Below are 22,669 nucleotides of genomic sequence, written 5' to 3'. Positions count from 1 at the left end.
GTCGCTACTGCATTCGAGGTGTCAGGCCGCGCGTTCGACCTCGTCCAGCGCCCGCTCGCGGTTCAACTGCGCCTCGGCATTGTGGGCGATGATATCGAACACGACGAAGAAGCTATCGAGTTGCGCCTCGGACAGGTTTTGCACCAGAAATTCGCTACGCTGGCGGCCGGCATGTTCGAGCAGCGAGTGCAGCCGGGCTCCCTCGGCGGTCGGCAGGAAGGTGCCGTGGCGGCGTTCCGGCGGCCCGTTGCGCTCGACGAGGCCCATTTCCATCAGGCGCTTGACGGTGCGGCCGGCCTGGCTCTGGTCGCGGTTGACCGTCTGGACCAGCCGGTTCCATTCCATCGGCGGATCGCGCGCAATCTCGTTCAATACCCAGGATTCGAAATTCGAAAGCCCGGTCAACCGCTTGAAGGCAAGCGCCGCGCTGCGCATCGCATAAGAAGACAAGGTTATCATCGGCGGCAGGATGCGCGCGCGCTCAACCACCATGTTGCCATTGGAAACGTCTTCGTCTTCGAGATCGTCATAGCCGAGCGAGACTTCGGGCCGGTTGGCGGCCATCAGCTTGCGCTCCTGATCGAGCAGCAGCACGGCGCGCGCCATCAGATGCTCGAGCACTGCGAAGAAGCCGACCAGCTGTTCGTCGTTGATCCCGAAGGTCAGCTCGCGATTGCGGAGTTCCGCCAACCGCATCATCCGTTCGGTCAGGTTGTGGCCGGCCGGCGTGAGTGCGAGCGGACTGCGCACGCCGTCGCGGCGGATCATCCCCAACTCCTCCAGGCGTTTGACCGATCGGCTGACCTGGGCCTTGTCGACGCCCATCGAGGCGGAAACCTCCGCCGGGACGAGATCGCCGTGCGATTCGAGCAAGAGCAGGATTTGCCGATCGAGTTCGATCAGCTTGATCGTGCGCGAATAAGCGATGTCGGCGCTCTCGCGCGCGGCGTGCAGAACCTTCCATAGCCGCAAGGTAAGAAAGTGCGGTTGGGCCGGCCTGGTCAGCAGTGCTGCTGCCTCTTTCGGGGCGACGGCCGCAAGGATCGTGTCGATACGGGCCACGAAGCGCGCATCGGCATCGCATGGCACTGGTCCGCGGACCTGCTCGCTCAACACCCAGCCCAAAACGAAGCGGTCGATCAGTTCAAGCGCGCTTTCGGCCTGCGCTTCGGTAAAACCGGCTGCGAGCAAGGCGGCGCTGCCGGCATCATCCCATGATTGCGGCGCGCCGCGCGCCATTACAAGCGAACCGTCCCGGTGCGATAGCATCGCGCGCCGTACCATGACCGCCCGATGGCGCAGCACATCGCACCAGCCGGCATTGGCTGGCAGCGGCGTCTCGACATGTTTGAGCATCGCCATGGCCATCGCCTCGATCAGATCGCGGCGGCGGACGAAATGGCGGCGGATCGACGCCGAATTGATCGCCAGCTGTTCCGCGAGCCGGCGCAGGCTCAATCGCTCGAATCCTTTTTCTTCGAGCATGTCGAACGCGGCGGCGATCAGCGTGACGCGGCTGACAGGGGGCTCGCCGGAAGTGGCGTGATCGCATCTCCTTCGGCCATTCAATCCCCTTTCTGCATTTGGTCGCAGACTTCGGACATACGCAACCAGCGATCCTCACTGGGCCTTGATAAACATGTTAGCTACCACGCTCGCGCGTCGGCTGCGAGTCGGTGATGCAGGGATTGAACAAACAGGGACGGAGCGGAGAGTGGGAATGATGGCAAGGCGATCGACGTTGGCGGCTGCGGTCATGCTGTGCGGCGGGATGCTGGCGACACGGGCTCCGGCGCAGGACAGCGATTCGGCGCGGTTGAACGCGGTCCTTGCATGCGCAACGATCGACAAGAAGTCGGCGCGGCTCGCCTGCTACGACGCCCAGGCGCAGGGGGGCGGCGCGGCCGCGTAGCGGTCCGCCGCGCGGATTCGAGCCCGCCCCCGCCGCGGGCGTGGTGGCTGCGCCGCTCCCTCCTCCAGCGGTTGCCCCGCTTGCGCGGCAGCCCGCATTCGGGGACCCGAAGCCCCGCAAGACCAGGACCGAGCGTACGCGCGAAGTCACGCAGATGATCGCACATGCAACCGCGGCGACCGATAATGGCATCGGTCATTGGCTTGTGACGCTGGATAATGGCCAGTCGTGGAAGATGACCGAAAGCGTGCCTTCCTTCGCACCGCCGCGCCCGGGGGACGAGGTCCGCATTCGCAAGGGTGCGCTCGGCGGTTATCTGATGGACGTCAATCACCAGGCCGGGGTACGCGTCGACCGCGTCGAATAATCGGCGAGCGGGCATTGCGCGCGGCTTGTCCATACCGCGCGCAACATCTTCGACGCGTTGTGGACCCTGGCGCGAGCGTGCTTCAAACTCCGCAAACTCAATTCGTTTGTCCGATTCCGGCAGCGATCATCGCGGTCGTTCGGCGAAGCCATCGATCAAAAATCGGGTAATTTACTTACGTATAAGCGTGCCGTTCGGGCGGCATCGCGATCCAGATGGGCGCGGGCTTGATTGATTCGGTCCCGCCAGAGCGTGTCAAAAGAGCAACACGCAGCCTCGATTTTTGCAGATTTGGAACATCCACAATTATTTTAGCGTAAAAACAATGACTTGTACCAGTCCACCTCATTTTTCATGCCGGCGATCGACTAGACATAGTCAATCAACAAGCATAGGAAGCTAACAAAAGCGGGCTTCCGAGGGGCATTCGGAAGCACCGTCAAAACGGGAGGAGCCAGGAATGAGTGTTGCACGATACCGTGCGTAACCCCTGAAGATTAATCAGCACCGCATGTGTCTCGTTGTAGTCAACGGGGCCCTTCGATCCGTGCGCTTCATGGGTATATCAGCCATGTAAAGATGTTGATCGCTCGCGCTTGGACGAGCGCGTGAATGTCTTGTGCATCTTGGGGAAGGGGGCTTCGCCAATAGCTTAAAACTATGCGCTTCGGCGCAGGATTCTACGCGCAAGATCGACAATTAACGTCGACTGGACAGTCATCTGCATAAACTCAGAGAGGAGATCTCAATGGAATTACGTAAAGGGGACAACGTTGCAGTTGCCCGCAAGATCCGATTGGCGCTGCTCGCCGGTACGGCGGGGCTGAGCGCGTTCGTGTTCGCGTCCGCTGCGCTTGCGCAGGAAGCTGCACCGGCTCCTGTCGGAGGCGATGCCGCAGCACCCGCGCCCAAGGCCGACGAAATCGTCGTTACCGGATCGCGTATCGCGCGGCCGGACTTCACCTCGAACAGCCCGATCACGACGGTCAACCAGGATCTGTTCCAGAATTCCGGTACGTCGGCGGTTGAAACCAATCTCAACAAGCTGCCCGAGTTCACGCCGGAAAAGACGCCGACGCTGGGCGGCGACATTCAGGCGACCCCGACCAACACGCCGGGTTCGGCGACGGTCTCGCTGCGTGGTATCGGTTCGAACCGCAACCTCGTCCTGATCGACGGCCGTCGCGCGACGCCGGCCAACGCCAGCATGGCGGTCGATATCAACACCATCCCCTCGGCTGCGATCGAGCGCGTCGAAATCATCTCCGGCGGTGCGTCCTCGACCTACGGTGCCGATGCTGTCGGCGGCGTCGTCAACTTCATCCTGAAGAAGAACGTCAAGGGCCTCCAACTCGACGGTCAGTACGGCATCTCGCAGCGCGGCGATGCCAAGGAATATAAAGTCAGCGGCATCATGGGCACCGATTTTGCCGAAGGCCGCGGCAATATCAGCATGGCGCTGGAGACCAACAATCGCGGCAAGTCGCTGCGCATCGACCGTCCCTGGTTCAAGAAGCAGTGGAACGACCCGACGATCCAGGGCAACTACTTCTTCCCGATCTATTCGGGCATTTCGCAGACCGGCGCCAACCCGGCCTATCAAGCTGCGCTGAACAACATGTTCCCGAATCGTCCGGCGGGAACCAATGTGTCCGCCACCGGCACCCTCTACTTCCTGGGCAACACGCCATTCACGTTCGGCGGCGGCTCGGTTGCGAACAACTCGGGCGTTTCCAACTTCCCGTCCAACCTGATCGATGGTTATATCACGAAAAAGGACGAATATGGCGGCCTTTGGCAGAATTTCCCCGACGATTATGTCAACCTGCCGCTGAGGCGCTTCAACTTTTACACGCGCGGTACCTACGAAGTTAACGACTGGATCAGCGTTTTCGCGCAGGGCATCTTCAACAAATCCCACACCGACACGGTTCAGCAGCCCGGCCCGATCGTCGGCGGCTGGAATGTCGTCATTCCGCGGTACGCCAACGATCCCAGCTACCTGCCTGCGAACCTCGTGACTCTGCTCAACTTACGTACCAAAACCGTTACGGACCCCGTCACCAAGTTGCCTACTGTCGTTTCCGCTGCGGCGGATCCCTGGTCGGTCACCGGCTATGTTCCGGGTCTCGGCAACCGTCGCGTGTATAGCGACGTCTATACCTACAACATGGTCGCCGGCCTGAACGGGAAAATCCCGGGCACCGACTGGACCTGGGATATCACGGGTTCGCAAGGTGAATCGGTCACCAACGCGCTGACGACGGGCGTGGCTTCGCTCGAACGCCTGCGTGCGGTGATGTCAGCACCGAATTTCGGCGCCGGTTTCAGCACCAAGGGCAATGCGACCGGCGGCGGCTTCGGGGCCAGCTCGGCCACCTGCACCACCGGCCTCAATCCGTTCACCGGCGCCACGCCGTCAGCCGACTGTATCGCTGCCATCAACGCCGACCTGAAGGAACAGGCGACGATGCACCAGACGATCTGGGAAGCCAACGTCCAGGGCAAGCTGATCACCCTGTGGGCGGGTGATCTGCGCGCTTCGGCCGGTGCGACCTATCGCCGCAACCAGTACACCTTCCTCGAAGACACGCTGAAGACGTCGGGCGAATCGTTCCAGGATCAGGCGCTCGGCATCTATCCTGCGAACAATATCCGCGCGAAGACGTCGAGCAAGGAAGCCTATGGCGAAATCTCGATCCCGCTGCTGAGGGACCTGCCCTTCATCAAGCTGCTCGAGCTCGATGCCGGTATCCGTTACGCGGATTCCAACATTACAGGCGGTTCCACCACCTGGAAGGTGGAAGGCAGCTGGGAAGCGACCGATTTCCTTCGCTTCCGTGCGACCTACAACAAGGCGCAGCGCGCACCGAACCTGGGCGAACTCTATTCGTTCACCCAGAATTTCGGTCTTCTGACCGGCGGTGACGCCTGCTCGACCGGTAACCCGTTCAGCTATTCGGCCAATCCGGCAAATGCGAACGGCAATGCCGTGAAGGCGCTCTGCAAGCTGCTGATGGACAAGACCAACATTCCGGGTCAGCCCGCGAACTCGGTGACCTTCTACGGTAACGGCTTGGCGCCGAGCGATCCGCTCTATCAGGCCCCGTCCGCTGGTTCGACCAGCACGTCCACCGCGCCCGGCTTCGCCTTCCCCTACTTCGTCGGCAATCCGAACCTGAAGCCGGAAGATGCGCGCACCTTCACGGTCGGTGCAGTGATCTCGTCGCCATTCGATACACCGCTTGCGCGGCGTCTCCGTCTGTCGCTCGATTTCTATAGCATCTCGGTAAAGAACGCGATCGGGCTCCAGTCCGGACAGACGCTCCAGCAGCTCTGCCTCGACAAGGCGTTCAACCCGACGTTCGATCCGAACACCTTCTACTGTAACAACTTCCAGCGTGGTACCGGCGGCGGCATCGGCGCCGTCCAATTGGCCTACACCAACACAGGCGCGTTCAAGACCAAGGGCCTCGACGCGCAGGTCGATTGGAACATCCCGCTGAAGGAGACAGTCGGCTTGCCCGGCAATCTCGGCTTCAACACGGTGATGAACTATCTGTTCACGTTCAAGTCCTCGCCTTTCTATTCGGGCGTTCCGACGGCTTCGCAGACTCCGTTCAAGGAATATGCGGGCACGTTCGCGGCACCTGATTCGGGCCTGAGCGCGAACGGCCAGTATCGCTGGAAGCTGTTCACCACGCTCAGCTACTCGCTCGAGGGTGCACGTATCGGCCTGCAATGGCAGCATCTGCCGAGCATCGCTTCGGGCACGACGAACACCGGCTACAAGGCCTACGACGTGTTCCAGCTCAGCGGCAGCTATGCTCTGACCTCGACCTTCACGGTCCGGGCGGGTGTGGACAATCTGTTCGACAAGGCACCCGTGTCGGGCAACTTCAATACGGTTGCTGTCGCCCCCGCCTTGCCTGGTGGCACTGGCGCCGGCATCAATACGGCCAATTACGACGCGATCGGCCGCCGCTTCTACTTCGGTGTGAACGCGAAGTTCTAATCTAACCTCAAGACCAACCTGAAGGGCGGCCCCGATGGGCCGCCTTTTTTTGTCGAATGGGCTTTGCGGGGTTCAGCCGTGGTAAGGGAATCGCTGATTAAGCCCGGCGGTCACCGCATCGGTCGTAGCTATTGGCCGCCGGTGCCGCGCTCATCAGGGCCGACACTCATTTCCGTTGCCTCGGGCGCATCGGCCTGATGAGGGAATCCGTGACCGACATGGCCGAAGTGGGCGCGGTCGTGGAACCGTGTCGATACCGGCCCATCGTTCGGAAGGTTCATGCTCCGAGCCCCGGGGGGCCCCTTTGCGCACCTCAGGCGGGTCAGCGGTCGAACGGAGCTACGCCTGGTGCTCCGCCTTCGCTTCTTGCGGCGACAGGCCGAGCATAGCGGCGGCATCGGATGTGCTGGTGCCCCGCGGGATGATGATCCAGTCTCGAGGGCGGGCGCCGTTGATGGCGACGACGGCATTCTTCGGACAGATCTTCAGGCACCCGGTCTCGACCAGCCCCAAATTCGCCTTGCGGCCTTTCTTGCGATTGCCGAGCTTGCGCAGCGCCTTGATCAGCGAGGTGCGCTCCTTTTCCCCGAAGCCGCCGCCGATCCGGCGGGTGCATTTGGCGCAGACGATGATGGCAGCCTGCCAATCGGCCTTGACCATTTGCTTGGCCACGATCGCGGTCTCTCGGGAATCGGAAAGAAAATGGCCCCGCCGTAATCGGCGGGGCCATATGCAGTGTCAGGCGCCGGCGGGTGTCGGCTCGCCCCAGCCGCCGGGGCGGCGGCTCTTGGGGATTGAGGATCCGCCGAGCGCGAGCGAGCGCGGCTGCCGATCCTTGGGATCCTCGCGGCCGATATCCTCGCCCTTGATCGCCTTCTTGGCTTCTTCGCCGTTCAGCGTCTCGAATTCGAGCAGAGCGGTCGCCAGCCGATGCAATTCGTCGAGATTGTCGGACAGGACCTGGCGTGCGCGGCCTTCACCCTCTTCGACCAGACGGCGAACCTCGCTGTCGATCAGGCGGGCGGTATCCTCGCTCATATGCTGGTTGCGCGAGACCGAATGGCCGAGGAACACCTCGTCCTGATTGTCGCGGTAGCGCAGCCAGCCGAGCTTCTCGCTCATCCCATATTCCATCACCATCGAGCGAGCCATGTTGGTCGCCTGCTGGATGTCGTTGGACGCGCCGGTGTTCAATTCCTCCGGACCATAGATGAGCTGCTCGGCAATGCGCCCGCCGAAGCAGAGCGCAAGGCGCGCCTTCATCTGCTTCATCGTCATCGAGTAACGATCACGCTCGGGCAGGTTCCACGTCACGCCCAAGGCACGACCGCGCGGGATGATCGTCACCTTGTGGAGCGGATCGCAGCCGGGAACATGCAGCGATACGAGCGCATGGCCGGCCTCGTGATAGGCGGTCGCGCGCTTCTCGTCCTCGGTCATGACCATGGACTTGCGTTCGGCGCCCATCATCACCTTGTCCTTGGCCTCCTCGAACTCGCGCATCGCGATCAGGCGCTTGCCCTTGCGTGCAGCCAGCAGAGCGGCCTCGTTGGCGAGGTTGGCGAGATCGGCGCCCGAGAAACCCGGCGTGCCGCGGGCGATCGTGCGCGGATCGACGTCCGGCGCGAGCGGAAGCTTCTTCATATGGACGGCCAGAATTTTCTCGCGGCCCTCGATGTCGGGGCGCGGGACAACCACCTGGCGATCGAAACGGCCCGGACGCAGCAAGGCGGGATCGAGCACGTCGGGGCGGTTGGTGGCGGCGATAATGATGATGCCTTCGTTCGCCTCGAAGCCGTCCATCTCGACCAGCAGCTGGTTGAGCGTCTGCTCGCGCTCGTCATTGCCATTGCCGAGGCCTGCGCCGCGATGGCGGCCGACCGCGTCGATTTCGTCGATGAAGACGATGCAGGGCGCGGATTTCTTGGCCTGCTCGAACATGTCGCGCACGCGGCTCGCGCCGACGCCGACGAACATCTCGACGAAGTCCGAACCCGAAATCGTGAAGAACGGCACCTTCGCCTCACCCGCGATCGCGCGGGCGAGCAAAGTCTTGCCGGTGCCGGGCGAGCCGACCAGCAACGCGCCCTTTGGGATCTTGCCGCCGAGGCGGGCGAATTTGGACGGGTCCTTCAGGAAATCGACGATCTCCTGCAATTCCTCGCGCGCTTCGTCGATGCCGGCGACGTCGTCGAACGTGACGCGGCCTTGCTTCTCGGTCAGCATCTTGGCGCGGCTCTTGCCGAAGCCCATCGCGCCCGAACCGGCATTCTTCTGCATCTGGCGCATCACCAGATAGCCGATGCCGACGATGATCAGGAACGGCATCGCCTGGACCAGGATATATTGCCACAGGCTCGCCTGCTCCTCAGGCCGCGCGCGGAAGGTCACGTTCTTGGCGGTGAGGCGAGGGATCAGCGTGGTGTCGTTCGGCGGCGCATAGGTCTTGAAAGCGCCACCATTGGCGTATTTGCCGACGATCATGCCGGGGCCGATATCCGCCTCCTTGACCGATCCCGCATCGACCGCCTGGAGGAAATCCGAATATGCGACGCTCTCGCCCGCAGACTTGGTGCTGCCGCCTTCGAACAGCGAGATGAACAGGACGATGGCGAGCAATATGCCCAACCAGATCGCCAGGTTCTTCATCAACGGATTGCCTTGCGGCTCCTTGTCGTCCTTCATTGCGGTGCAGCCCAGCCTTTCTGATTCGGGAATGTAGGGGCTGGATCGTTAATGGCAATGGAACAGGGCCAATCAGACTGATCGGCGCGGCCCTTCGAGCGAGAATTGCCAGGGCGGCCCGGGATGCGCACGCAATCCCCCCAGGGTCGCGATCTCGCCCTGGTCGAGCGCACCGATCAGGTGATCCAGCGCTTCGCCGCGCGGGATCACGCCGGGCACGAGACCGGCGAAGACCGCGAGCACCAGCCGGCGGCGATATTCATGCGGCAGCCCGGACGTGTCGAGCGTCGCAATCCGCTGGTCGATCCGGAGCCGGTCGACTGCCAATGCCCGGGTCGTCCAGGCCAGTGCTTCCTCGGCATCGGCGAGCCGATTGGCGACGGCGGCGAGTTGCTCAGGCTTCGGCCAGCCCTGCGCCAGCCATTCCCGCGCACGCGTGCGATCGAAGCGGGGATTGTGGTTGGATGGATCGCGCACCGGCCGCAACCGCGCCTCGGCAACGATCTCCTCGAGCTCGGCCTTGCGCCAGTCGAGCAGCGGGCGGATCAAGGTGATGCCGGGCGCGTCGTCCAGCGGCCGGGCGCGCCGCACGCCGGAAAGGCCGGCAACGCCCGATCCGCGAGCCAGTCGCATCAGCAGCGTCTCGGCCTGGTCGTCGAGGTGGTGCGCGGTTGCGAGGAAGATCGCGCCTTCATTCTGCGCGAAGCGCGTGAGTGCGGCATAGCGCGCCATGCGGGCGGCGGCCTGCAATCCGGCGGGATCGTCGGCGACGTCGACGTCGAGAATCGCATGGCGGATCCGCAACTTCTCGCACAAGTGGGCCACCATGCGGGCTTCCTCGCGCGATTCGAGCCGCAGCCGGTGATCGACTGTCGCCGCGACGATCATTGCGGGCCGCGCGGCATGCGCGAGCAGCAGCAGCGCCAGGCTGTCTGGCCCCCCCGACACGGCAAGGGCGATCCGGCCGGCCGGCGCAAGCAAGTCGAGCGCCGCGCGAAAACGGACGAGCTGGCGTCCCCCTAGCACGAACGGCGCGGCCGTCGGCTCATTTGCACTTCGCTTCCTTCCGCGCGGCGGCGATGCGCGGCTTCAGATTATCCTGCACCTTGTCGCCATAAGCGTCGTCGATTTCGGTATAGACCCGGCAGGCGTCGTTCGGCTTGTTCAGCTTCATCAGCGACTGGCCGAGATAATAAAGGCTTTCCTGTGCACGCTCGCCGCGTGGGTTGGTCTGGTAGTTGGCGGCAAAGGCCTCCGCAGCATTGCCCGGGCTGCCCTCGTCCAGATAGGAGCGGCCGATCAGGTTCTGCGCATAGCTTGCGCGGCGATGCTTGGGATATTTGGCGAGGAAAGCCTTCAACGCGGTGCGTGCCTCGGGATATTTCTTGGCATCCCACAGGCGATAGGCGGCCATGTAGGCGTCCTCGCCGGCGGCATCGCTGCCTGAGCCGGACGCAACGGGCGGCTGTTCGTCATCGCCCCGCGAGGGCGATTTGCCGGCGTCGGCCTTGGTCTTGTCGGCCTTGGCCGATGGTGTCGGCTTGCCGAGCGGTGTGCTCGGCTGCGTCGTGAAGGGGCTGCCGGGATGGGCAGGCCTGGAGGGCGCGGCGGCCGGCGGGCGGACGGCGGTCGGCGACAGATCGGCATCGTTGACCGGCATGGTGGGCGCTGGTGCGGCGCCTGCCTCGAGCATCTTCAGCCGCGCGTCGAAATCGGCGCGATCCTTGGCGGATTGTTGCGATAGCAGGGTCATGCGATGCTCGTCCTGCTCGATCTGGCCGGTCAGTTGCGTGACGGTCTTTTCGAGCGCGTCGACCCGTGCGGTCAGATCGTTGAGCTGGCCGTTATTGACCGCGCTCGGCGGCGGGGCCTGGCTGGTGGTCGGCGCGATCTCGGGCTCGAAGAAGGCCGGGCTACCGCCGGGGAACACCTTGCGCTGGACGGCGCGCAATTCCTTTTCGACCTTGTCGACGCGCTGGTCGATCGAAGGCTTGGGCTCGGCCAGCACCGGCGCGGCGGCGGTTGCGAGGAGAAGGGCGATCGTAAGACGCAGGCGGGTCAAGGCGGGCTCCATCCGGACGCTGGCGCGTCGTGGGCGACGCGCGTTGATTAGGCCAAGCATAGCGCCGATGACCCCCGTGTGAATCCCCCCGAGTCGTTTTGATCGGGGGCAAACTCTATTCCGGGCCGGCGGCGCTGTTCTCGACCGGCGTCGGTGCGCCGACGGGCGGCTGGACGGCGGGCGCGGGTGTCGCCACCCGCGCGAGCAGGTCGGCCGTCTTAAGCGATACATTCTTGGCAAGGCGATCCGGATCGCCGACCGGCGGGATCGGGGTTGCGCCGACCATGATCGTCGTCGCCCCGGGGCGACCGGTGGTGAGCAGGGGCGCGACCGCGTCGACGGGCACGGTATAATGATCGCCCGTCTTGAGCGTGCCCATGAACAATGTCTTGCCGCCGTCCGAAACCTTGATCCACACATCCTGCGTTGAACCGATCACGGTCGGGCCGCCTTGCGCGGGTGCGGGTTGTGCCGGGGTCACGACGGGTGCGGGGGCAGCGGGGGTGGTGGGTGCGGCGACGGGCGTCACCGGCCCCCTGGCGGCGAGTTCGGCCGGCTGATCGGACGATCCGCGCCAGTAAAGGTACCCCAGCCCGACAACGAGTGCGATCAACAGCGCCAGCAAGGCCAGCCCGGCGGGCGGCGTGCGGCGCGGATCGGCCGGTTCGTAAGGCGCAGGCTGATATTGCGGCACGCTGGCCAAGCCCATCTCGGCGCGGAATTCCTCGGACAATTTCTGTCCGTCGAGCCCCAGCATCCTGGCATAGGTCTTGACGAAGCCGGCGCTGTAGGTGGGCGCAGGCAGGCTGGCATAATTGCCGGCTTCGATCGCGTTCAGATGGCGCGATGGAATGCGCGTCCGCTCGGCCACCTGCTCCAGCGTGATCTGCTGTTGCTCACGCTCTGCTCTCAACCGTTCGCCCACGCGCGGGCCGAACGGGTCATTCCCGTTGCCGACTTCGTCGCTCACTTAATCCCCCAGGCAAGCTGCACGACGCCAAGCTGCACGACTTGATATGGGTTAGCTCGCGCATAGTCGGCGCGAATAGTCAAATCCCGATCCATATCAGACGATCCGCACGTCATTTTCCGCCGCCCATTGCTGGAGTGCGAGGCGCATGTTGGCCGGCGGCGATTTGAGCAGGCCCGGCATGATCCGACGCAGCGCGCCCAGATCGAGCGATCGAACCATCGCCTTGACCGGCCCGATCGCGGCAGGCGTGATCGACAGCCGCTCGATGCCGAGGCCCATCAAGGCCATCGCCTCGAGCGTGCGGCCGCCCATCTCGCCGCACACGCCGATCGGCACGCCCGCGGCTTTCACCTGGGTCGCGACGCGCGCGAGGAAGCGCAGGATGGCAGGCGAGAGCCAGTCATAGCGTTCGGCCAGCTTGGGATGCGCGCGATCCGCCGCAAAGAGGAATTGCGTCAGATCGTTGGTTCCGACCGACAGAAAGTCGAGATTGGGCAACAGGATGTCGAGGCTTTCGGCCAAAGCGGGCACTTCCAGCATCGCGCCGTAACGGATGCCGAGCGGCAATGGCTTACCCTTGCGCGCGACGACCGCGCGCTGCTTTTCGAATAAGGCACGCGCCTCGTCATATTCCCACGGCTCGGACACCATTGGGAACATCACATGCAGCACCCGGCCGGCGGCGGCGCCGATCAGCGCCTCGGCCTGCGCCTTCATCAATGCATCACGTTCCAGCGCGAGCCGGATCGCGCGCCAGCCCATGGCGGGGTTTTCTTCGTCCTCGCCGTCGCTGTGCATGTAGGGCAGCGCCTTGTCGCCGCCGATATCGACCGTGCGGAAGATCACGGGCCGATCGCCGGCCGCATCCATCACGTCGCGATAGATTCGCTGCTGCCGCTCGCGCTTGGGCAGTTCGGCGGCGATCAGGAATTCGAATTCGGTGCGGAACAGCCCGATTCCATCGGCGCCGGTCGTGTCCAGCGCGCCGACATCGTCGCGCAGCCCCGCATTGACCATCAGGGTGATGCGGGTTCCATCCCTGGTCACCGGCGGCAGATCGCGCATCGCGGCGAATTCGGCGCGGCGCTTCTGCCCGACCTCCAGCCGTGCATCGAACGCCTCGATCATCGGCAGCGCCGGGCGGACGAATGCCGTGCCCTCGCCAGCGTCGAGCATGATCAGGTCGCCTTCGTGGATCTGGCGACGCGCATCGCGCACGCGGCCCAACACCGGCACGCCCATGGCGCGCGCGACGATCACGACGTGGCTGGTGAGCGATCCTTCCTGCAGGATGACGCCCTTCAACCGGCGGCGATCATATTCCAGCAGCTCGGCCGGGCCGAGATTGCGCGCGATCAGGATCGAATCCTGGCGCAACCCGAGTTGCGCGGCGGTGCCGAGTTGGCCGGATACGATTCGCAGCAGCCGGTTGGAGAGATCCTCCAGGTCGTGCATGCGATCGGCGAGCAACGGATCGTCGATCTCACGCATCCGCATCCGCGTACGCTGCTGGACGCGCTCGATCGCGGCCTCGGCGGTCAGACCGCTGTCGATCGCGGCATTGATGCGATTGCGCCAGCCCTCATCGTAGGCGAACATCTTGTAGGTCGCGAGGATGTCGTGATGCTCGCCGGCCACGCCGAATTCGGCCTGGCTCATCATGCGATCGATCTGATCGCGCATCTTGTCGAAGGCCGAATAGACGCGGTGGCGCTCGGCCTCGGTATCCTCCGCGACCGTATGCTCCACCACCACGCGTGGCTGGTGGAAGACGGCGTGGCCGATCCCCATCCCGTCGACCAGCCGCAGGCCGGAAAGCCGCGCCGCGCTGTTATCGCGCGTGCTCGGTCCGCCGACGGCGGCCTCGTCGATCAGGCCGGCGCTCGCGATGAGCTCGGCCAGTACCATCGCCACCGTCTGCAGCGCCTCGATCTCGACCTCGTCGTAGCGCCGTGACGCCTCATGCTGCACCGAAAGGACTCCTACCGCGCGTTCGGCGCGCACGATCGGTACGCCGGCAAAGCTGTGGTAGAGATCCTCGCCTGTCTCGGGCTTGTACGAGAAGTCCGGGTGGCTGGTCGCCTCGGCCAGATTGAGCGTCTCGATATCCTCGGCGATCGTGCCGACCAGGCCCTCGCCGAGCGCGAGCTTGGTGACGTGGACCGCCTCCTGCTTCAGGCCGCGCGTCGCGAACAGTTCCAGTTCGCCGTCGCGTAGCAGGTAGATCGAGCAGACCTCGCTGTGCAGTGCCTCGCCGATGATCTGGACGACATGGTTCAGCTTTCCCTGCGCATTGGCGCGCGAGGCCATCACGTCGTGGAGACGCGTCAGGATCTCGCGGGCAGCAGTGGTGGCGGAGGCAGTTGCCATGGCGCGACGGCTAACAGAAAGGGGTGGGGCGGTCCAACATCAGCTTTATGGCGCGACTTGGAGGAGCTCAGGCGGCGCGACGGGTCAGCGCGGCTTCGGCCTCGTCGAGCAGGGTGGCGATGATGTCGATCACCGGCTCTTCCTTCGTCACCATCCCGACTGATTGGCCGGCCATGACCGAGCCATGTTCGACGTCGCCGTCGATGACCGCCCGGCGCAGCGCGCCTGCCCAGTAACGTTCGATCTGGAGCTGCGCCTCAAGCATCTCGACCCGGCCCTCGTCGAGCGCCTGCGCCACTTCGCGCTGCTTGGCGGCGAACAGATCGCTCTCGGCATTCCTCAGTGCGCGCACCGGAATGACGGGCAGGCGCGGATCGATCTGTACGCTGGCGATCGCGTCGCGCGCCGATGCGCGGATGAACGCCTTCTTGAAGTTGGGATGCGCGATGCACTCGGTCGAACAGACGAAGCGCGTGCCGAGCTGGACGCCGGCCGCCCCCATCTCGAGGTAGCCGGCGATCGCCTCGCCGCGGCCGATGCCGCCCGCAACGAATACCGGAACCTGTTCGGCGATGGTCGGCAGCATTTCCTGCGCCAGCACGCTGGTCGAGACCGGGCCGATGTGGCCGCCCGCCTCCATCCCCTCGATCACCAGCGCATCGACGCCCGAGCGAATCAGCTTCTTCGCGAGCGCGAGCGCGGGTGCGAAGCAGAGCAGCTTGGCGCCTTGAGCCTTGATCTTCTCGATCGCGCCGCCCGGCGGCAGTCCGCCCGCCAGCACGACATGGCCGACCTGATGGCGCCCGCAAACCTCGATCAGGTCGCCGAGATCGGGGTGCATCGTGATGAGGTTCACGCCGAACGGCTTGTCGGTCATCGCCTTGGTCGCCGCAATCTCGGCGTCGAGCAAAGCGGGTGTCATTGCCCCGCAGGCAATGACACCGAAGCCGCCGGCATTGGAGATGGCGGAAACGAGGTGTCGCTCGCTCACCCATGACATGGCGCCCGCCATGATCGCGTAGCGCGTGCCCAGGAATTCCGCCCCGCGCGCCATCAGGCGATCGGTGCGGCCATGATTATGATTGTCGCTCATGGAGACGCCTTAGCCGATCTGCCGTGCCGGGCAATGCGGACTCAATCGGTTGGCCACGCCGCCGAATCATACCGCACCGGCCGGCCGATCGCCTGATTGGCGAGCTGGCCGTCGCGCATCACGATATTGCCGCGGACGATCGTGCCGACCGGGCGGCCTGTAATCTCCATGCCAGTGAAGGGCGACCAGCCGCAGCGAGAGGCGAGCCAGCTTTCCTCGATCGTCCATTGCGCCTTGAGATCGACCAGGGTGAAGTCGGCGTCATACCCGGCAGCGATCCGGCCCTTGGCGGTGAGCCCGAAGACGCGTTGCGGGCCGGCCGAGGTCAGTTCGATCAACCGCTGCAGGCTGAGGCGCCCTTTGGCGACATGATCGAGCATCAACGGCAGCAACGTCTGCACCCCCGGCATCCCGCTCGGGCTATCGGGATAGGTCTTCGCTTTCTCGTCCTTCGTATGCGGCGCGTGATCCGAGCCGAGCACGTCGGGCACGCCCTGGTTGAGCCAGTGCCACAGCCCGGCGCGATGCGCGCCCGATCGGATCGGTGGGTTCATCTGCGCATAGGTGCCGAGCCGGGGATAGGCGTCCTCGCCCGCAAGCGTCAGATGCTGCGGGGTCACCTCGCAGGTCGCGATATCCTTGTTCTGCGCGATGTAGGCGAGTTCGGCCGGGGTCGTGATATGGAGGATATGGATCGGCCGCCGCGCCGCGCGGGCGAGCGCAATGATCCGCTTGGTCGCCAGCATCGCGCTTTCGTCGTCGCGCCACACCGGGTGCGACGCGGGATCGCCGGTCACGCGCTCGTCCAGCCTTGCCTGCATGCGCGGCTCGTCTTCGGCATGGATCGCGACCCTGCGGCGGCCCGAGGCCAGCACCCTCGCCAACTCGCTATCCTCGGACACGAGCAGGTCGCCGGTCGAGGCGCCCATGAAGATCTTGACGCCCGCGGCACCCGGCAGCCGCTCGAGATCGACCAGTTTATCGGCATTGGCCGATGTTGCGCCGACATAGAAAGCGTGGTCGCACCACATCCGATTCTTCGCGCGGGCGAGCTTGTTGGCCAGAGCTTCGGCAGTGTCGGTGTTGGGCTTGGTGTTCGGCATTTCGAACACGGCGACGACGCCGCCCAGCACGGCGGCGCGGCTGCCGCTTTCCAGATCCTCCTTCGCCTCCAGTCCCGGCTCCCGGAAATGGACCTGGCTGTCGATCACGCCGGGCAGCACGGTAAGCCCGGTGCAGTCGATCGTCTCGCCCGCATCGCCTGGTTCACCGATCGCGACGATCTTGCCGTCGCGCACCCCGACCGAGGTCTCGGCAGGACCGCCTGGAGTCCAGACGGTGCCGTTGGTGAGGAGAAGGTCATAGGTCGGCATCAGCAACTCCGTCGCCCCAAGAAGGCAGGGGCCTATCTCTCTTCCGACAAGAAGCCGGCGTGGAGGAGCGAGACATAGGCCCCTGCCTCCGCAGGGGCGACGGGAAAGTGCGATTGCAATGCAGGCTCAGGCGCACAATGTGCATGATATGCACACCACACTCGCCGATCGCGCCCTTATCCGTCTCTCGGGCGAGGATGTGCGCGGGTTTCTCCAGGGGCTCGTCACCAACGACGTGAGCGGCCCGCTCCCGGTCTGGGCGGGGCTGCTGACCGCGCAGGGCAAGGCGTTGTTCGATTTTCTGCTTTGGGCGGATGGTGACGACATCCTGATCGACTGCGAGCGTGATCAGCGTGACGCGCTGGCACGGCGACTTACTCTCTATCGCCTGCGTCGCAAGATCGTGATCGCGCCCGACGACTCGCTCGCGGTGCATTGGTCGATCGATGGCGAAGAGGGCGTTCCCGATCCCCGGTTGGGCGCTCTAGGCCGGCGCTGGTTGGCCCCCGCCGACGAACCGACCGAAGGCTGGCGGGCGCACCGCCTATCGCTAGGCGTGACCGAGGGGATCGCCGAACTGGGCTCCGATCGGACGCTCTGGCTGGAGGCCAATGCCGCCGAACTCAACGGCGTGAGCTTCGCCAAGGGTTGCTACGTCGGTCAGGAGAATACGGCGCGGATGAATTGGCGCCAGAAGGTCAACCGCCGGCTGGTCGTGCTGCGTGCCACGGCCGATCCAGGGGAGGGGGCCAATGCCTATTATCCCGATCTCGGGCTGGCGGTCACGCGGCTGCGGACCGAACAGATTGGGGGTGCCGATGCGATCATGCCCGATTGGCTGGACGTCGCCCTGAAGGCCGACGCCTAGGCGCCTTCCGCCGGGCGGCTTCGCTCTTCCAAGAGCACCTTGACCATGCACACGATCGGATCGGCGAGGGCGAGGCCGAGAATGCCGAACAGGGTGCCGAGCAGAAGCTGGCACCCCAGCACCAAGGCCGGGGCGAGATCCACCGACCGTTTCGCCACCATCGGCACGATCAGATAACCGTCCACCGATTGGACGACGACATAGACGACGATGCTCCAGATGCCTTTGTCGAACCCGGCCGAGAAGCCGACCAGCACCATCAGCGCGCCCGATACGATCGCGCCGATATTGGGCAGGAAGGCGAGCAGGCCGGTCAGCAGCCCGAGCAGGGCCGCCATCGGCACGCCGCCGATCATCAGCAGCAGCCAGGTGCCGACGCCCTCGACCGCCATGCCGAGCAACCGCCCGGCCATGAGCAGCCGCAAGGTGCGGCCCATCCGCGCCGAGGTCTGATAGAAATCGGCGCGCCGGTCGATCGGCAGCATCCAGGCGAAGCCGCGCTCGTAGAGACGCGGTTCGATCGCGACGAAAATGCCGATCACCAGGATCATCGCGAGGCTGGAAATCGCACCGAGCGCGGTTCCGACCGCCGAGGTCAGCTTGCCGAGCGAGCCCATGACCTGACGGCCGATCTCGTTGATCTGGTTGTCGCCCGGCTGGACCAGCCCGATCGATGTCGCCCAGCCCATGATCCGCGCGACCTGCGCCACCACCACGGCGCGCAGCGCCTCGAACTGGCCGGCGACGGTGGCGCCGGCATAATAGATCGTCCAGAGGAGGAAGACGAAGCCAGCGATCGTGACGATCGCCAGTCGCCAGCCGCGCCGGATATGGAGGACGCGGCCGAGCAGGCGCGTGCCGCCGTCCAAGATCGCGGCGAATACCAGCCCGCCCAGGATCAGCAGGAAGGGCTGGGCGAGATACCATAGCGCGATCGCCGCGCCCGCCATGCTTATCCAGATCGCCGCGCGCTTGATCTCGCGCGTCGTCAGCGGATCGCTGAAATCGGAGGGGCCCGGCGCCTCGTGGCGAGGGGCCGGGCTGTCACTCACTTGGCGGCGACGTCCGGATGCAGGCTGGTACCCGCGCGGCCGTGGCGCAGTGCTGTGATCCAGGTCAGCGGGTTAAAATATTGGGTCGAGCCATCATAGGAGAAGGTGATGAATTCGGCACGCCCGCCCAGATTCTCCCACGGCACCGGCCCGCCGAGCCCGCGCATGAAGGTCGAAACCCGGCTGTCGGCCGATTCGTCGCGATTGTCGCCCATCACGAACACGTGGTTGGGCGGGACGACGACCTCGTCATAATCGTCGGGGCTGCCAGGGCGGTAGCCGAGATCGATCGTCGTGTAGCGCACGCCGTTGGGCAACGTCTCGCGCACCTGCGGAAGCGCGCAATAGAGCTTGCCGTCCTTGCCGGTGACCCGGAAGGGCGCTTCATTCTCGCTATCGCACGGCACATTGGCGTCGACGGGGATGTTCGCCGGGCCGATCGCCTCGCGCTGGACGGGGGTGCCGTTGATGTAGACCACGCCCTCGCGCACCGCGATCCGATCGCCGGGCAGGCCGATCACGCGCTTGATATAGTCCGAATCGTCCTGCGGCGGCTTGATGATGACGACATCGCCACGCGCCGGCAGGCGTCCGAACAGTCGCCCGTGGATGAAGGGCAGGACGTGGAAGGGCGAGGGCGAGACGTAGGACCAGCCATAGGGATATTTGGTCACGACCAGCCGATCGCCCTTGATGAGGGTGGGCATCATCGATTCGGACGGAATGTAGAAAGGCTTGGCGACGAAGCTCCACACCGCCAGCACAGCCAGCACGAGCCAGGCGAAGCTCTTGATCTCGGCCCACCAGTCGGTCGCGGGCTTGTCGACCTTCTTCGCCGGTGCGGCGGGAAGATCGGATGCGGGGTCGCTCACGCGGGCTCCTGTATGTCTGTTCGTCGGGCGTAGAGGATGACGAACGCCTGCGCCCATGGGTGGTCGTCGGTGAGCGTCACATGAATGTCGATCGCGTGGCCCGGCGGGGTCAATGCGTCAAGCCTCGCCTTCGCCCCGCCGGTCAGGGCCAACGTCGGCGCGCCCGAAGGCAGATTGACCACGCCGATATCCTTCATGAACACGCCGCGCGCAAATCCGGTGCCTACCGCCTTGGAGAAGGCCTCCTTGGCAGCGAAGCGCTTGGCGTAGGTTCCCGCGCGGGTGAGCGTGCGTTTCTCGGCCTTGGCGCGCTCGATATCGGTGAAGACGCGGTTCACGAATTGATCGCCGAAGCGGTCGAGCGAGGATTGGATCCGCTCGATGTTACAAAGGTCGGAGCCGAGACCGACGATCACGATGTCCCTCCCGGCACGGCGCCGGCCGCCGCTACGTCCCTCTCCCCGTTTCGGGGAGGAGTCATCTGGCGCTGTCCATGGCGGCGCGCATCAGGCGTACCGATTCGGCCAGGCCCACGAAAATCGCCTCTCCGATCAGGAAATGCCCGATATTCAATTCGCGCAGCTGCGGAATCGCCGCGATCGGCGCGACATTGTCATAGGTCAGGCCATGGCCGGCATGCGGCTCGATCCCGTTCTTCACGGCCAGCGCCGCCGCATCGGCGACGCGCTTGAGCTCGATCTCGCGCTCTATGCCCTTAAGCTCGCAATAGCGTCCGGTATGCAGTTCCACGACCGGCGCACCAAGGCTGATCGCCGCCTCGATCTGGCGCGGATCGGGTTCGATGAACAGGCTGACCCGGATGTTGGCGGCGTTGAGCTCGCGGACCATTGGCGCGAGTTCGAGCATGCATGCCGGCGGCATCGAGCCCACCCTCGGTGGTCAGCTCCTCGCGCCGTTCGGGTACGATGCAGGCGGCGTGCGGGCGGTGGCGCAGCGCGATCGCCAGCATCTCGTCGGTTGCCGCCATCTCCAGGTTGAGCGGGACGGTCAGGCTCTCGGACAGGCGGGCAATATCGTCGTCGCTGATATGGCGGCGGTCTTCGCGCAGATGCGCGGTGATGCCGTCGGCGCCGGCATCCGCCGCGATGAGGGCGGCCCGCACCGGATCGGGATAGCCGACGCCGCGTGCATTCCGCACGGTCGCGACATGGTCGATATTGACGCCGAGGCGGAGAAGGGAGGTCACGCTGCGGCCCGGCTTCCAGGCTTGATCGCCGGGATCGCCGCCAGTTCGGGTGGCAGCGTATCGGCCTGATAACTGGGCACATCGAGTCGGATCAGCGGAAAGAAGGGTACGCCAAGATCGACCTTGCCGTTGGAACGGTCGACCAGCGACGCCGCGGCGACGACCTTTCCGCCGGCCGCCTCGATCGCTGCGATCGCCTCGCGCGACGAAAGCCCCGTGGTGACGACATCCTCCATCATCAGCACCTTGGCGCCGGGCACGAGCGCGAAACCGCGGCGAAGTTCGAATGTGCCGGTCGGCCGTTCGACGAACATTGCGTCGAGCCCGAGCGCACGGCCCATTTCGTGTCCCGCGATCACACCGCCCATGGCTGGCGAGACGACCGCATCCAACTGGCTGCGGATCTCCTCGGGGATGCGGCGCGCCAGCTCGTCGGTCAATCTGGCGGCACGCGCCGGACTCATCAGCACGCGCGCGCATTGGAGATAGCGCGGGCTTCTCAGTCCCGAGGACAGAATGAAATGTCCTTCGAGCAGAGCATCGGCGGCGCGAAACTCGGCCAGCACCTCTTCATCCGTCATCCGACAAGCTCCGATCATGTTGCGTCGGCGCAATAGAGGCGCGCAACGGGGCCTTCAACTGCTTGCATTTCGCGTTGATCCGGTGTTGAGACGGCTCGAACGCGTCCCCGCTTTGCGGCGGGATTGCGCGCCCAACAGTCCGTGCATTCAGCGGGGGACGATTCAGAGTGCTCAAAGCGATCCGGGGTCCGATCCTCGCCATGCTCGCGGCTTTTGCCGTATCTGGTGCCGCGCCGGCGTTGGCGCAAGCGCCTGTTCCTGTCGTAGCCGCCAGTCCGACCGCGACTCCGGCGGCCCCTGCAGCGGCCAAGCCGGCGGACATCGTCCATCTCGCGCCGACGCCGGGTATCGGCATGCCGAGCGACGCGATCAGCCTGCAGCCGCAGGAAACCTCGATCGGCACCGAAGCCGCGTGGATGCACAATTATATCCTCGTGCCGGTGATGGCTGCGATGTCGGCGCTGGTGCTGGTGCTGCTGCTATGGGTGATCGTGCGCTATCGCGCCGCCGCCAACCCGGTTCCGTCCCGCACGCACCACAACACGGTGATCGAAATCATCTGGACGCTCGCGCCGGTGTTGATCCTCGTCGCGATCGCGGTGCCCTCGATCAAGCTGATCGCGCACCAATATTCGCCGCCCAAGGCCGATCTCACCGTCAAGGTGATCGGCAACCAATGGTACTGGACCTACCAATATCCGGATAATGGCGACATCGAGATCGTCTCCAACATGCTTAAGGAGAAGGGTAACGTCCCCGGCCGCCAGTCGGCGACCGGCAAGGAACGCCCGCGCACCGATGCCGACGGTCCGGCGCTGCTCGCGGTCGACGAGCGCATGGTGGTTCCCGCCGGTGCGGTCGTGAAGATCATCACCACCTCCAACGACGTGATCCACTCGTTCGCGCTGCCCGCAGCCTGGGTGAAGGAGGATGCCGTTCCAGGTCGCCTCAACGAGACATGGTTCAAGATCGATCGCCCCGGCGTCTATTTCGGCCAATGTTCGGAGCTGTGCGGCGCGCGGCACGGCTTCATGCCGATCGCGGTCGAGGTCGTTCCGGCGGCGCAGTTCGCCCAGTGGATCGCCTTCAAGGGCGGCACACTGAAGGGCGCCAAGCCGGCGGCCGCACCTGCCGCGGCGCCGGCCGCCGCCCAGGCGCCGGTCGCGACCGACAAGACCGTTCCGGGCGTCGAGAAACCCGCCACCACTTCGCAGCCTGCCGTCGCGCAGAACTGAGGCC

At 64.9% G+C, this 22,669-nt stretch carries 18 protein-coding genes and 1 pseudogene; 5 read left to right on the top strand and 14 right to left on the bottom strand.

The window, feature by feature from the left end; genetic code table 11:
* Positions 1 to 21: 21 nt before the first annotated feature.
* Positions 22 to 1,458, bottom strand: coding sequence for a MarR family transcriptional regulator (locus AB4Z44_RS15925; protein WP_404710669.1), 1,437 nt, complete (start codon positions 1,456 to 1,458; stop codon positions 22 to 24).
* A 262-nt stretch (positions 1,459 to 1,720) separates the two neighbouring features.
* Here AB4Z44_RS15925 and AB4Z44_RS15920 point away from each other — a divergent pair, with 262 nt between their 5' ends.
* The 3 genes from AB4Z44_RS15920 (at position 1,721) to AB4Z44_RS15910 (ending at position 6,294) form a co-directional block, all read left to right on the top strand.
* Complete coding sequence (locus AB4Z44_RS15920; RefSeq protein WP_404710668.1) at positions 1,721 to 1,912, top strand: hypothetical protein; 192 nt, start codon at positions 1,721 to 1,723, stop codon at positions 1,910 to 1,912.
* Between the two features lie 154 nt (positions 1,913 to 2,066).
* On the top strand, positions 2,067 to 2,279 hold the full coding sequence (locus AB4Z44_RS15915; RefSeq protein WP_404710667.1) for a hypothetical protein: 213 nt from the start codon (positions 2,067 to 2,069) through the stop codon (positions 2,277 to 2,279).
* 748 nt (positions 2,280 to 3,027) lie between these two features.
* Entirely contained in the window at positions 3,028 to 6,294 is a 3,267-nt protein-coding gene (locus AB4Z44_RS15910; RefSeq protein WP_404710666.1) for a TonB-dependent receptor domain-containing protein, read from the top strand.
* Between the two features lie 339 nt (positions 6,295 to 6,633).
* Here AB4Z44_RS15910 and AB4Z44_RS15905 read toward each other — a convergent pair whose 3' ends face one another.
* The 8 genes from AB4Z44_RS15905 to AB4Z44_RS15870 form a co-directional block, all read right to left on the bottom strand.
* A complete protein-coding gene (locus AB4Z44_RS15905) occupies positions 6,634 to 6,966 on the bottom strand; it encodes a (2Fe-2S) ferredoxin domain-containing protein (RefSeq protein ID WP_404710665.1) in 333 nt (110 codons plus the stop codon).
* 66 nt (positions 6,967 to 7,032) lie between these two features.
* Complete coding sequence (gene ftsH / locus AB4Z44_RS15900; protein WP_404710664.1) at positions 7,033 to 8,979, bottom strand: ATP-dependent zinc metalloprotease FtsH; 1,947 nt, start codon at positions 8,977 to 8,979, stop codon at positions 7,033 to 7,035.
* A 72-nt stretch (positions 8,980 to 9,051) separates the two neighbouring features.
* Positions 9,052 to 10,005 (bottom strand): tRNA lysidine(34) synthetase TilS, encoded by a 954-nt coding sequence (tilS, locus tag AB4Z44_RS15895; RefSeq protein WP_404710663.1) that lies wholly within the window; start codon positions 10,003 to 10,005, stop codon positions 9,052 to 9,054.
* Positions 10,006 to 10,024: 19 nt separating this feature from the next.
* A complete protein-coding gene (locus tag AB4Z44_RS15890) occupies positions 10,025 to 11,041 on the bottom strand; it encodes a YbgF trimerization domain-containing protein (protein WP_404710662.1) in 1,017 nt (338 codons plus the stop codon).
* A gap of 115 nt (positions 11,042 to 11,156) precedes the next feature.
* The gene (locus tag AB4Z44_RS15885) at positions 11,157 to 12,011 is read right to left on the bottom strand and encodes a helix-turn-helix domain-containing protein (protein ID WP_404710661.1); all 855 of its coding nucleotides are present in this window, start codon (positions 12,009 to 12,011) and stop codon (positions 11,157 to 11,159) included.
* Between the two features lie 96 nt (positions 12,012 to 12,107).
* On the bottom strand, positions 12,108 to 14,384 hold the full coding sequence (gene ptsP, locus AB4Z44_RS15880) for a phosphoenolpyruvate--protein phosphotransferase (protein WP_404710660.1): 2,277 nt from the start codon (positions 14,382 to 14,384) through the stop codon (positions 12,108 to 12,110).
* Between the two features lie 67 nt (positions 14,385 to 14,451).
* Positions 14,452 to 15,438 carry an NAD(P)H-dependent flavin oxidoreductase gene (locus AB4Z44_RS15875; protein WP_404714251.1) on the bottom strand — a complete coding sequence of 329 codons (987 nt, stop codon included), beginning with the start codon at positions 15,436 to 15,438 and terminating at the stop codon, positions 14,452 to 14,454.
* Between the two features lie 80 nt (positions 15,439 to 15,518).
* Positions 15,519 to 16,850 carry a dihydroorotase gene (locus AB4Z44_RS15870; RefSeq protein ID WP_404710659.1) on the bottom strand — a complete coding sequence of 444 codons (1,332 nt, stop codon included), beginning with the start codon at positions 16,848 to 16,850 and terminating at the stop codon, positions 15,519 to 15,521.
* A gap of 148 nt (positions 16,851 to 16,998) precedes the next feature.
* On the opposite strand from AB4Z44_RS15870, the gene AB4Z44_RS15865 reads away from it, so the two are divergent.
* On the top strand, positions 16,999 to 17,718 hold the full coding sequence (locus AB4Z44_RS15865; RefSeq protein ID WP_404714250.1) for a YgfZ/GcvT domain-containing protein: 720 nt from the start codon (positions 16,999 to 17,001) through the stop codon (positions 17,716 to 17,718).
* Here the strand turns inward: AB4Z44_RS15865 and AB4Z44_RS15860 are convergent.
* The 5 genes and pseudogenes from AB4Z44_RS15860 to pyrE all read right to left on the bottom strand — a co-directional run bounded on the left by AB4Z44_RS15860 (position 17,715) and on the right by pyrE (position 21,430).
* Complete coding sequence (locus tag AB4Z44_RS15860; RefSeq protein ID WP_404710658.1) at positions 17,715 to 18,770, bottom strand: AI-2E family transporter; 1,056 nt, start codon at positions 18,768 to 18,770, stop codon at positions 17,715 to 17,717. The two genes, AB4Z44_RS15865 and AB4Z44_RS15860, sit on opposite strands and share 4 nt — an antisense overlap.
* Positions 18,767 to 19,642 carry a signal peptidase I gene (gene lepB / locus AB4Z44_RS15855; RefSeq protein ID WP_404710657.1) on the bottom strand — a complete coding sequence of 292 codons (876 nt, stop codon included), beginning with the start codon at positions 19,640 to 19,642 and terminating at the stop codon, positions 18,767 to 18,769. Before lepB ends, AB4Z44_RS15860 begins: the two co-directional genes overlap by 4 nt.
* Positions 19,639 to 20,058: a holo-ACP synthase gene (acpS, locus tag AB4Z44_RS15850; RefSeq protein ID WP_404710656.1), complete on the bottom strand. Its 420-nt coding sequence runs from the start codon at positions 20,056 to 20,058 to the stop codon at positions 19,639 to 19,641. The genes lepB and acpS overlap by 4 nt, the downstream gene beginning before the upstream one ends.
* Before the next feature lie 61 nt (positions 20,059 to 20,119).
* Positions 20,120 to 20,849, bottom strand: a pseudogene (locus tag AB4Z44_RS15845) (pyridoxine 5'-phosphate synthase).
* Positions 20,846 to 21,430 (bottom strand): orotate phosphoribosyltransferase, encoded by a 585-nt coding sequence (gene pyrE / locus AB4Z44_RS15840; protein ID WP_404710655.1) that lies wholly within the window; start codon positions 21,428 to 21,430, stop codon positions 20,846 to 20,848. The pseudogene AB4Z44_RS15845 and the gene pyrE overlap by 4 nt, the downstream one beginning before the upstream one ends.
* Before the next feature lie 200 nt (positions 21,431 to 21,630).
* On the opposite strand from pyrE, the gene coxB reads away from it, so the two are divergent.
* Positions 21,631 to 22,665 carry a cytochrome c oxidase subunit II gene (gene coxB, locus AB4Z44_RS15835; protein ID WP_404714249.1) on the top strand — a complete coding sequence of 345 codons (1,035 nt, stop codon included), beginning with the start codon at positions 21,631 to 21,633 and terminating at the stop codon, positions 22,663 to 22,665.
* The last annotated feature ends 4 nt before the right edge of the window (positions 22,666 to 22,669 follow it).

The sequence above is a fragment of the Sphingomonas sp. MMS24-J13 genome, from assembly GCF_044905095.1.
Classification (GTDB): Bacteria; Pseudomonadota; Alphaproteobacteria; order Sphingomonadales; family Sphingomonadaceae; genus Sphingomonas_I.
This window is presented reverse-complemented; position numbering and strand designations above follow the sequence as displayed.